The organism is Methylobacterium sp. Leaf100 (genome assembly GCF_001422845.1).
GTDB lineage: Bacteria > Pseudomonadota > Alphaproteobacteria > Rhizobiales > Beijerinckiaceae > Methylobacterium.
Genome location: NZ_LMMW01000038.1, coordinates 1 through 10,145, shown reverse-complemented (window position 1 = coordinate 10,145; position 10,145 = coordinate 1). Strand labels below are relative to the sequence as shown.

Here is a 10,145-nt window from a genome sequence, read left to right as displayed (position 1 = left end):
AACCGAGCGGATCAGTGCCGTCCGCTCGCCCTGCCATCGTCACACGACCGACGATGCACTAACTTCAAACCTGGGCCACTGAATGGGGGCAGGCCAGTACGCCATCGATGCCGGCCGACCTCGCCTCGCGGGACTGCATTACCGGCTGGCGGCGGGACGGGCACCCCGCTTGGTTGCTGCGGCAGGCGGATGGGACCATCACATCCGTCCCGGTGCGCGCGCGTCACGAACTGAGCGACGGCGAGGCGATGGTGGCAGCGACGCTCGCCGGCGGTGGCCTGTGCCAGCTCCCCACCTGGCTGTTGGCCGAACACCTCGCGAGCGGTGGGCTCCGCACGGTGCTGGACGATCACGCCGGTGCGGAAATGCCGATCCATGCTGTCTGGCCCCGGTCCCGCTACGTGCGCCCCGCCATCCGGGTGATCGTGGCGATGCTTCGACAGCATGCTCAGATGCGGCCCTCTCCCTTTTACGCCTGACGGCCACCATGCCGCTCGATATCGACGGCAATCCGTCCGACCTGATCCGGCATGCAGCGATGGCTTGGTTGATCGGCCAGCACGATGCCATCGCAGGTGATCGTCTTCGAACACCGGATTATCCCACGCCTGCCTTCGCGATCCGGGCAGGCTGTTTTCAGACGGCGTAAGACCCCGGCGCTTCGGGTCACGTCACAATGTGGCGTGCTGGCCACGCTTTCCCGGAAAGGAACCCCGATAAAGACGAGGGACGCGTTTTCGGAATCGATCGACAATCGGAAATGTCCGGCAGATGGATGCCCGACCTTTGGGAAGCGGTCGCCCGATCGAATGGCGTGATCAGATAGTGATATGGCGCGCTTGGCCACTGACCATTGGGTCGCTGCAAGGCACTTAGAGCGCCCAACAGAACGGTGCCGTGAGGGCGGTCGTGCGTTGGTGTTGCATGGGTCGCTGTCTTCTTCCGGACGATCTCTGGCATGAGATCGCACCACTACGTCCACCTCCCCGGCCGCGTCCGAAGGGCGGGCGACGCTCCATCGAGAACCGTGCGGCCCTGACCGGCATCCTGTTCGTGCTGCGCTCGGGATTGCCCCGGGAGATGCTGCCGGCCGAGATGGGCTGTAGCTCGGGGATGACGTGCTGGCGTCGCCTGCGGGATCGGCAGGCGGCGGGCGTCTGGGTCCGCCTGCATGGGGTGCTGCTGGGGCGACTTCACGAAGCCGATCAGCTCGACTGGAGCCGGGCCAGCCTGGACAGCGCGTCTGTCCCGGCGAAAAATGGGGGCCTGCGACTGGCCCGAACCCGACGGATCGCGGCAAGCCGGGCACCAAGCGCCACCTTGTCGTCGATGCCCGCGGCACACCTTTCGGCCTGACCTTCACGGGAGCCAACCGCCACGACAGCGCGATAATGGCCCCGACCCTGGATGCGATCCCGCCTGTGCGCAGCGGCCGACGCGGTCGCCAACGCCGCCGTCCCCACAAGCTTCATGCCGACACGGCCTAAGACGCCCGTGCCCGTCGCCAGGAGTGCCGCGCCCGTGGGATCGAGAGTAGCGAGAAGCTCGGCCTTCACCGCTGGGTCGTCGAGCGTACCCACGCCTGGTTCAACCGTTTCCGACGCCTGCCCGTCCCCTACGAGCGCCGCGCCGACATCTACCAAGCCTTCACAACCCTCGCCGCCTGCATCATCACCCTCAATCAGACCAGACGGTGATGCCCCAACCACCTGCCCGTCGGCGGAGACCGCCATGATGCACGCCTTGTCACTGCTCGACCCTGCCTTCGCGCGATGGGCACAGGCTATAAGGCGCCGTGACATGCTCACCAGGGTCCAACGCATCACCGCCGGGATCACCGACTACTTCAGGACGCGGAGCACCGAATGGTTCGCGGCCGCCTTGCTGCTCTAAATTGGGTAGATCCTGGTCAGCCCCCCGCGTCGTTTCCTCTATCCGCCGCCTGGACAGTGATAGCGGCGCATCTGCCCGAGGAAACGTGGGGCGCGATCATGCAGCCATCTCCTGCACGCGCCTGCTCGGCCTCGGCATCAATGGGACGTTCCGAACGTTCCCAAATCCGCGCTGCGACCGCGGTCATGGCGTGCGCCCTCTGGTTCGAGTTCGTGGTGTCGATCTGGCAGGCCATGGTCGCAGTCGCGGCAGGCAGCGAGCGATTCATCGCCGAGAGCAACGGAGACCCGGAGCCGTTCGTCTCGAGCGCCGACACGGATCGCATCATTCCGGCTACACAGCGCCAGTATCGAGTGTGCGCCGCCCACCATTAGCCGAGGCGAACAATAGAAACCCCACTGATACCGAGCGAGCGGTCGTGGGGTGATTTCAGCATCGTCGTGCCACCGCGCGCGACACGTTATACCAAACCTCGTTGAACGAGACTCACGCGGGGTAGCGTCGCGATCTGGGCCATGATTCCGTCCTCTGGTTTTGGAGCCTGAGGAGGATGCGATGGCTGCTCCGGTGCCGCTGCGGACGGATTTTGATGCCGAGGCCCTGCGCGTCCTGGTCGAGGGTTCACGTGACCCGGCCCAGACCCGCCGCCTGTTAGCGCTGTCGGTGATCGCCGCGGGCGGTCTGTGCTCGGAGCCGGCCGAGATCGGTGGGGTCGGGTTGCAGACGGTGCGTGATTGGGTCGTGGCCTTCAACGCCGATGGCCCGGACGGGCTGACCGACGGCAAGGCCCCGGGTGCCCGTCCGCGCCTGAACGCCGACCAGCGGGAGGTTCTCAGGGCCCTGGTCGAACAGGGGCCGACACCCGCCGCCCACGGCGTGGTCCGCTGGCGCTTGTGCGATCTGACCCAGATCCTGTGCGAGGATCACGGCGTATCGGTCTCCGAGCAGACCTTGAGCCGGGTCTTGCGGGCGATGGGCTACCGCAAACTCTCGGCTCGCCCGCGCCATCATGCCCAGGCCCCCGAGGCCGCCGCCGTTTTCAAAAAGGCTTCCCCGACCGTCTGGCGCAGATCGCGCAGGCTGTCGGGGCCAAGCCCGTAGAGATCTGGTTCTGCGACGAGGCCCGTGTCGGCCAGAAGAACACGCTCACCCGACGCTGGGCCAAGCGTGGAACGCGTCCCTCGGCCCCAAAGGATCAGCGCACGGCCTCGGCCTACATCGTCGGAGCGATCTGTCCGGCCCGGGCGTCGGCGCAGGCTTGGTCATGCCCCGCTGCACCACCGAAGCCATGGCCCATCACCGCGAAGAGATCGCTGCGACCGTCGCTCCGGGTGCCCACGCCGTGCTCCTGCTCGATCAGGCCGGCTGGCACACCACCAGGAAGCTGCCCGTCCCCGACAAGATCATCCTACTGCCCCTGCCGGCGCGCTCACCCGAACTCAACCCCGTCGAAAACCTCTGGCAGTTCATGCAGGACAACTGGGTCGGCAATCGCATCTTCCGATCCTATGCCGACATCCTCGACCACTGTTGCGACGCCTGGAACAGGATTATCGCCCAGCCCTGGCGCATCACCTCCATCGGATTGCGCCAATGGGCACATGCGTGCTGATCAATGGGAGTTGGTATTACGTATCATCCGACCGACCCAGCGGAGGGACGCGCAGCTCCGAAGTCCCGCCCTCAGCCCCCTACGCTCGCTTGGCTCACGAACTTCGTGGTGAGGTAGGCCTCGATGGCCTCCGAGCCGCCTTCGCTGCCGTAGCCCGAATCGCCGACGCCGCCGAACGGCGTCTCGGGCAGGGCCAGACCGTGGTGGTTGATGCCGATCATCCCGCTGTGAACCCGTGCGGAGACCTCGGTCGCCCGTGTGCCAGAGCGGGTGTAGGCATAAGCCGCGAGACCGTAGGGCAGGCGGTTGGCCTCGGCGTAAGCCGCTTCGTCGTCGGAAAACCGCTGGATCAGCGCGACGGGCCCGAACGGCTCCTCGTTCATGATGCGGGCCTCGACCGGCACGTCGCAGAGCACCGTGGGGGCGAAGAAGTTGCCGCGGTTGCCGATGCGGTGCCCCCCGGTCCGCAGGTCCGCCCCGCGGGCGACGGCGTCGGCGCAGAGGGATTCCATCGCCTCCAGGCGCCGGGCATGGATCAGCGGCCCCATGGTGGTCTCGGGATCGAGACCGTCGCCGACCTTGCGTGCCTCGCTGAAGGCGACGAAGCGATCGCGGAACACTTCATAGATCGAATCGTGGACGAGGAAGCGGGTCGGTGCGACGCAGACCTGTCCGGCGTTGCGGAACTTGTTGGCGCCGAGGACGGCCACCGCCTGCTCGATGTCGGCGTCGGCGAAGACGAGGGCCGGGGCATGGCCGCCGAGCTCCATCGTCACCCGCTTCATGTGGCGCCCGGCCAGGGCCGCGAGTTCCTTGCCGACCGCGGTCGAGCCCGTGAACGAGATCTTTGCGATGACCGGGTGCGGGATGAGATAACCCGAGATCGCAGCCGGATCACCATAGACGAGCGAGAGCACGTCGCCCGGCACGCCGGCATCGAGGAAGGCGCGCACGAGTTCGGCGCAGCTCGCCGGAGTGTCCTCCGGTCCCTTCAGGATCACCGGACAGCCGGTGCAGAGGGCGGCCGAGACCTTGCGGACGGCCTGGTTGATGGGGAAGTTCCAGGGGGTGAAGGCCGCCACCGGCCCCACGGGCTGGCGCAGGACCATCTGGACGACGCCGTCGGCGCGGGCCGGGATGATGCGGCCGTAGGCGCGCTGCCCCTCCGCCGCGAACCAGTCGACGACATCGGCGGCCGCCAGGGTTTCCATCCGCGCCTCGGCCAGGGGCTTGCCCTGCTCCAGGGTCATGATGCGGGCGATGCCGTCGGCGCGCTGACGCAGGAAATCGGCGGCCCTGCGCATGGTCTTGCCGCGCTCGAACGCCGAGACCCGACGCCAGGCTGCAAAGCCGCGTGCGGCGGCCGCGAGCGCGCGGTCGAGATCGGCCGGGGTGGCGACGGCGCAGGTGCCGAGCGTCTCGCCGGTGGCCGGGTTGAGGACCGGCAGGGTCTCGCCGCCGGCGCCCTGGGCCCAGGCACCAGCGATGTGCAGGCTCACGTTCGGATACGTCATCGTCGGCTCCCGCGCAGTTGGACCTGCGCGGGTTGTCCGCCCTTCGCGCGCCGCCCGCAACCCGTGCGGCGCTGCGCCGGACGTCAGGCCGCCATGCGCTCGGCCACGGCCTGATCGGGTCCGCGCAGAACCACGCTGCCCCCGCGCGTCGCCTGGAGGGTACCGCCCTTCGGCACCACGTTCCAGCCTTCGCGGCACCCGTCGATGGGCTCGGAGACCACCACGAGGCCGGTCTCGGTCTGGCGGTAATACAGGCTCGGGGGCCGCCCGTCGCAGGCCCAGCGATAGGCGGTGAGGGTCTCGCCGTCCGTGACCACGGCGGTGAAGCGCAGGGGCTCGGCCGCTTCGGCGGCCTGCATGAGATCGCGCACGATCGAGAGGGTGCGGGCCATCGCACCGACGGGGTCCTCGGCGAGGCCGTTGGCGAGGGCCAGGAGGAAGATCGCTTCCGAATCCGTGGTGCCGCGCCGGACGTCGTAGAGATCGTCGGGGATGAGGGCTTCGAGGCGGCGCTTGATCTTGTGGTAGCCGCCGATCTGCCCGTTGTGCATGAACAGGTGCCGGCCATGGGCGAAGGGGTGGCAGTTCGCCCGCGTCGTCGCCGTGCCCGTCGAGGCACGGACATGGGCGAAGAACATCCGCGCCCGCACCTGTTGGCACAGGTTGACGAGGTTCTCGTCGGACCAGGCCGGGCAGACATCGCGGTAGAGGCCGGGCTCGGCCCGCTCGCCGTACCAGCCGATGCCGAAACCGTCGCCGTTGGTCTCGGTCTTCGCCTCCGTCGCGTGCAGCGACTGGTGAACCAGCGAATGCGTCGGCGCGCAGACGAGGTCGGTCAGGAAGACGGGGTCACCGGAATAGGCGAGAAAACGGCACATGGCAGGCAGACACCTCCTGTGGGATTCGGGCGGGGCGCCTCCCATCCGCCGGTGAGCGACCCCGCTTCGCGCACCTGCCGTTTCGTCATCGAAGCCCCGACACTCGGGCGATCGTGGTGAACAGAACGTTAACCCGCCGCCGGACCGAGGCTGTGCCGCTTCGATGCAAGAGACGCACCGCATCCCTGCGATGGACCCACACCGTGGCGAGAAGACGATGACGGCGGCGCGAAGGACCACGGATGCCCGACCGGAATCGAGGGTTGCGGGAACCGCATAGCCGAATTCGCACTTGCGACCCTTGTCCAACAAGACGTGGCAGCGCAGCATCACTCACAGAGAATCAGCGCTCGAACCGATTGTCTCCTCGATCGGTACCAACGCACGCCGTCGCGCCGAAGACCTGCCTTCGATCCAACCCCGACTTCGCTTCAACAGAGCCCGACTTCGCTTCAACAGAGAAGGAGACTTCATGGCCCAGCCCCTGCCAGATTGTCCGATCGCCCTCGTGGTCGAGGACGACGCTGCCGTGCGCGACCTCGCGACGGCCGTGCTCGAAGAGAGCGACCTCGATGTCATCGCCTGTGACAGCGCCGAGGCGGCGATCTCCGTGCTCGAACGCTCCGGCGGCAACGTCGCCCTGTTGTTCGCAGATGTACGCCTCGGCGCCGGCATGGACGGAATCGACCTCGCCACGGCCGTCGGGCGCCGGTGGCCGGACGTGCGGGTGGTGCTGACCTCCGGCGGCGACGCCAAGGGTGCCGGGCGTATCCCGAGCCGGGCGGTCTACATGCAGAAGCCCTGGCGCGCCCTCGACGTCCTGGTCCAGGCCGAGCACGCCACCGTGGCGGTCCGCGCAGCCTGAGTTCTCACGCACCGCCGCGCATCCCTGCGGCGGTACCGTTCCGACAACGAAAAAGCCCGACCGCGAGGCGGCCGGGCTTTTTCGTGACCGGGTCCGATCCTGAAGGGATCGGACCGACTGGATTTCAGGATGCGGCGCCGCCGACGGGGGGCAGCACGGTCGGGGCGGTCGGGGCGAACGGCGAACCGCCCGGGCGACGCGGCGCACCTGCACCGAAACGGGGCTTCGGCTTCGGAGCGGCGATCAGGCCCTCGCGGATGGCGGTCTTGCGCGCCTGCTTGCGGGCGCGGCGGACGGCCTCTGCCTTCTCGCGAGCCTTGCGCACGGAGGGCTTCTCGTAAGCCTTGCGCTGCTTCATCTCGCGGAAGATGCCCTCGCGCTGCATCTTCTTCTTGAGGACGCGGAGAGCCTGATCAACGTTGTTGTCGCGAACGAGTACCTGCAACGGTCTAGATCCTCTGAGACATAGGTTTGTTGAACAGCGCCGATCCCGGGGCCAATCGCGGTCCTGGAAGGAGGATGGAACCGACAAATGCCCCGGACCCGGAATTCTCTTCCGGGCGGGACGTCGGTCGGACGGCCTCGAATCGGCGCAGAAACTGCACTTGGGTGAGGCTCATACACGAAGCCTCCGCCACTTCCAACCGCCGGCACGCGATTCCGACGCCGATGTGTCAGGCGTGCGACTGGATGAAGTTGCGCACCAGCGGATAGGTCTGGCTCTCCCACTTCCGGCCCGAGAACACGCCGTAATGGCCGACGCCCGCCTGGAGGTGATGGCTCTTCATGTGCGGCGGCAGACCCGTACACAGGTCGTGGGCCGCCATGGTTTGGCCCACCGCGCAGATGTCGTCGCGCTCGCCCTCGACGGTCATCAGCGCGGTACGCCGGATCGACCGCATGTCGATGGGGTTGCCCCGGTAGGTGAGCTCGTTCTTGGCCAGGGTGTAATCCTGGAACACTGTCCGGACGGTCTCGATATAGAACTCCGCGGCCAAATCGAGGACCGCGAAATACTCGTCGTAGAACGTTTCGATCTGCTGCGCCTTCTCGGTCTCGCCGTTGGCGAGATGCCAGAACAGATCGGCGTGGCCCTGCATGTGGCGCTTGGCGTTCATGGAGACGAAGGCCGAGACCTGCATGAAGCCGGGATAGACCCGTCGGCCCGCCCCCTTGTGGCGCTGGGGCACGGTGGCGATGAGATTCTTCTCGAACCACGCGATGGGCTTCGAAGTGGCGAGGTGGTTCACCGAAGTCGGACTGATGCGGCAATCCACCGGTCCGGCCATGAGGGTCATGCTGCGCGGGTGCGCGACATCCTTCGACTGGGCCATCACGGCGGCGGCGGCCAGAGCCTGCACGGCCGGCTGGCACACGGCGACGAGGTGGGCACCCTCGCCGATGGCGCCGAGGAACTGCACGAGGTGATCGACGTAGTCGTCGAAGCCGAAGGCACCGGCTTCGAGGGGCACGTCGCGGGCGTTGTGCCAGTCGGTGATGTAGACGTCGTGGTCGGCGAGCAACGTCCGCACGGTGCCGCGCAGGAGGGTGGCGAAGTGGCCCGACAGGGGCGCCACAACGAGGACCGGCGGTTGCGGCGTGTCGACGTCCTTGCGGAAGCGCAACAGGGTGCCGAACGGCGTGGCGAAGACGGCCTCCTCGGTCACGGCGACCTCGCGGTTGCCCACCGTGACGGTGTCGATGCCGTAAGCGGGACGCGTGAAGGTCAAGCCCGCGCGCATCATCATGCGGGCGCCCGCCGACCACCAATTCATCGGCTCGCGGTATCCGGCGGCGGTCCAGGGCGAGACCGCGTCGTGGACGAGTCGACCCCACGCACGGGTCTGCTCGGCCAGATCCGTCTGGGCATCGAAGGCACGATAAAGCATGAAGCCTGAACTCCTACACGAACGACCGGATCGCGGAACGTCCGCAGAGGACGGACCAGGCAAAAGGCCCGCCACCGATGGGGCGCTAGGCTGAGCCAGGCGAGCGATCAACGCAACGGGCCTGCCGAGCGATCCCCCGGGGCTGTTGTACACCTGCATCACCGACGCCCTCCGGTCCGAACCGATCCCGCCCCTCGACGCCCGGGCAGAAAAATAGTGCACTCCCGCACCATAGTGCCCGTTCGATTGTGTGAGCATTGCACGGCGGCGCAGCGCGGATCCGCCATGACGTCTCGGTTCCGGCATGACATCTCGGTTCCAGCATGACATCTCGGCGGCTCACCCTGCCGAAGCGCTCACGCTTTTACCCGGATCGGGGCCGGCGAGGCACGATCTCCACTTCGTGGCCCGATCGGCTTGCCGTTCTCGCGGTTCGGCACGAGTCTTGGATCGCCACCAGCCTCGGCCCGTGTGCTCCGCACGCGGTCGACCAGAAACACCGGGGGACCCCCATGCCAGCGGCGACACTCACCATCTCGAGTCGCAACTATTCGTCGTGGTCCCTGCGCGGCTGGCTGGTGTGCCGGATGGCGGGCCTCGACTTCGAGACGGAACTGCTCTCGGGCAACGATGCTTCGACCCGGGCGGAGCTGCTCCACCTCTCGCCGTCCTTCCTGGTGCCGCGCCTGTGCCACGGCGAGATCGTCGTGTGGGACACCCTGGCCATCGCCCAATACCTCAACGAGATTCGACCGGAGGCCGGGTTCTTGCCGAAGGACGCCGTGGCGCGGGCGCATTGCCGGTCCATCGCGGGCGAGATGCATGGCGGCTTCATCAACCTGCGTTCGGCCCTGCCGATGAACCTCAAGGCCCGCCACACCGGGTTCAAGATCTTCAACGGCGCGCGCGGCGACATCGACCGGATCGTCACCATCGTGGACGAGTGCCTGTCGCGCTATTCCGGCCCCTACCTGTTCGGGGAGACGCCGAGCCTGGCCGACGCGATGCTGGCCCCCGTCTGCACCCGGTTCGTGACCTACGACGTCCCGGTCTCTGGCGCGACCGCGGCCTACCGCGACACCATCCTCGCCTGGCCCCTGATGCAGGAATGGCTGGATTCGGCCCTGGCCGAGCCCGACGAGATCGAAGAACTCGACATGGAGTTCTAGGGAGGCAGCTCATACAACCGATTACGGCTGCTCGGGTACTCTGTCTTAGGTTCGAAGTTTCCGGTCCCGGAGAATCGGGGGGCAAGGGCTGTCGACGCTCGGATGACGTTTGGGCGTGGATCGAACCGCACCTGCCCCACGGTCAACCGGGTAAAACTCGGGTCAATGAAAGACAAGTCATCGGTCAGTAACCTGCACGTCCTGAAGATGGGTACCGGTGGCAGGTTACTGGCCTGCCCCCATTCAGTGGCCCAGGTTTGAAGTTAGTGCATCGTCGGTCGTGTGACGATGGCAGGGCGAGCGGACGGCACTGATCCGCTCGGTT

The 10,145-nt window shown here is 67.2% G+C and carries 9 protein-coding genes and 2 pseudogenes; 7 read left to right on the top strand and 4 right to left on the bottom strand.

Annotation, left to right across the window (positions count from 1 at the left end):
• The first annotated feature begins 107 nt into the window (after window positions 1-107).
• The 5 genes and pseudogenes from ASF25_RS15860 to ASF25_RS22120 all read left to right on the top strand — a co-directional run bounded on the left by ASF25_RS15860 (window position 108) and on the right by ASF25_RS22120 (window position 3,505).
• Window positions 108-479 (top strand): LysR substrate-binding domain-containing protein, encoded by a 372-nt coding sequence (locus ASF25_RS15860; protein WP_056305794.1) that lies wholly within the window; start codon window positions 108-110, stop codon window positions 477-479.
• 8 nt (window positions 480-487) lie between these two features.
• Window positions 488-649, top strand: a complete 162-nt coding sequence (locus ASF25_RS22885; protein WP_156369022.1) for a hypothetical protein — start codon at window positions 488-490, stop codon at window positions 647-649.
• 275 nt (window positions 650-924) lie between these two features.
• Window positions 925-1,697 (top strand): annotated as a pseudogene (locus ASF25_RS22125) (IS5 family transposase).
• A gap of 381 nt (window positions 1,698-2,078) precedes the next feature.
• Window positions 2,079-2,267, top strand: coding sequence for a hypothetical protein (locus ASF25_RS15850; RefSeq protein WP_056305791.1), 189 nt, complete (start codon window positions 2,079-2,081; stop codon window positions 2,265-2,267).
• Window positions 2,268-2,448: 181 nt separating this feature from the next.
• Window positions 2,449-3,505, top strand: a pseudogene (locus ASF25_RS22120) (IS630 family transposase).
• Window positions 3,506-3,576: 71 nt separating this feature from the next.
• Here ASF25_RS22120 and ASF25_RS15835 read toward each other — a convergent pair.
• Both ASF25_RS15835 and ASF25_RS15830 read right to left on the bottom strand, forming a co-directional pair.
• The gene (locus tag ASF25_RS15835) at window positions 3,577-5,019 is read right to left on the bottom strand and encodes an NAD-dependent succinate-semialdehyde dehydrogenase (protein WP_056268227.1); all 1,443 of its coding nucleotides are present in this window, start codon (window positions 5,017-5,019) and stop codon (window positions 3,577-3,579) included.
• An 83-nt stretch (window positions 5,020-5,102) separates the two neighbouring features.
• Window positions 5,103-5,897 carry a class II glutamine amidotransferase gene (locus tag ASF25_RS15830; protein WP_056171100.1) on the bottom strand — a complete coding sequence of 265 codons (795 nt, stop codon included), beginning with the start codon at window positions 5,895-5,897 and terminating at the stop codon, window positions 5,103-5,105.
• Between the two features lie 472 nt (window positions 5,898-6,369).
• On the opposite strand from ASF25_RS15830, the gene ASF25_RS15825 reads away from it, so the two are divergent.
• Window positions 6,370-6,762 carry a response regulator gene (locus ASF25_RS15825; RefSeq protein WP_056171103.1) on the top strand — a complete coding sequence of 131 codons (393 nt, stop codon included), beginning with the start codon at window positions 6,370-6,372 and terminating at the stop codon, window positions 6,760-6,762.
• Window positions 6,763-6,886: 124 nt separating this feature from the next.
• Here ASF25_RS15825 and rpsU read toward each other — a convergent pair whose 3' ends face one another.
• On the bottom strand, window positions 6,887-7,207 hold the full coding sequence (rpsU, locus tag ASF25_RS15820; protein ID WP_056171108.1) for a 30S ribosomal protein S21: 321 nt from the start codon (window positions 7,205-7,207) through the stop codon (window positions 6,887-6,889).
• 229 nt (window positions 7,208-7,436) lie between these two features.
• Window positions 7,437-8,651, bottom strand: coding sequence for a polyhydroxyalkanoate depolymerase (phaZ, locus tag ASF25_RS15815; protein WP_056171112.1), 1,215 nt, complete (start codon window positions 8,649-8,651; stop codon window positions 7,437-7,439).
• A 512-nt stretch (window positions 8,652-9,163) separates the two neighbouring features.
• Here phaZ and ASF25_RS15810 point away from each other — a divergent pair.
• Window positions 9,164-9,820: a glutathione S-transferase family protein gene (locus tag ASF25_RS15810; RefSeq protein WP_056171114.1), complete on the top strand. Its 657-nt coding sequence runs from the start codon at window positions 9,164-9,166 to the stop codon at window positions 9,818-9,820.
• Window positions 9,821-10,145 lie beyond the last annotated feature (325 nt).

What these genes read in the sequence shown, in the direction of transcription:
- ASF25_RS15810 (WP_056171114.1), top strand. Translation starts at nt 9,164, where the DNA reads ATGCCAGCGGCGACACTCACCATCTCGAGTCGCAACTATTCGTCGTGG.
- phaZ (WP_056171112.1), bottom strand. Translation starts at nt 8,651, where the DNA reads ATGCTTTATCGTGCCTTCGATGCCCAGACGGATCTGGCCGAGCAGACC.
- ASF25_RS15835 (WP_056268227.1), bottom strand. Translation starts at nt 5,019, where the DNA reads ATGACGTATCCGAACGTGAGCCTGCACATCGCTGGTGCCTGGGCCCAG.
- ASF25_RS15860 (WP_056305794.1), top strand. Translation starts at nt 108, where the DNA reads ATGCCGGCCGACCTCGCCTCGCGGGACTGCATTACCGGCTGGCGGCGG.
- ASF25_RS22885 (WP_156369022.1), top strand. Translation starts at nt 488, where the DNA reads ATGCCGCTCGATATCGACGGCAATCCGTCCGACCTGATCCGGCATGCA.
- ASF25_RS15830 (WP_056171100.1), bottom strand. Translation starts at nt 5,897, where the DNA reads ATGTGCCGTTTTCTCGCCTATTCCGGTGACCCCGTCTTCCTGACCGAC.
- ASF25_RS15850 (WP_056305791.1), top strand. Translation starts at nt 2,079, where the DNA reads ATGGCGTGCGCCCTCTGGTTCGAGTTCGTGGTGTCGATCTGGCAGGCC.
- ASF25_RS15825 (WP_056171103.1), top strand. Translation starts at nt 6,370, where the DNA reads ATGGCCCAGCCCCTGCCAGATTGTCCGATCGCCCTCGTGGTCGAGGAC.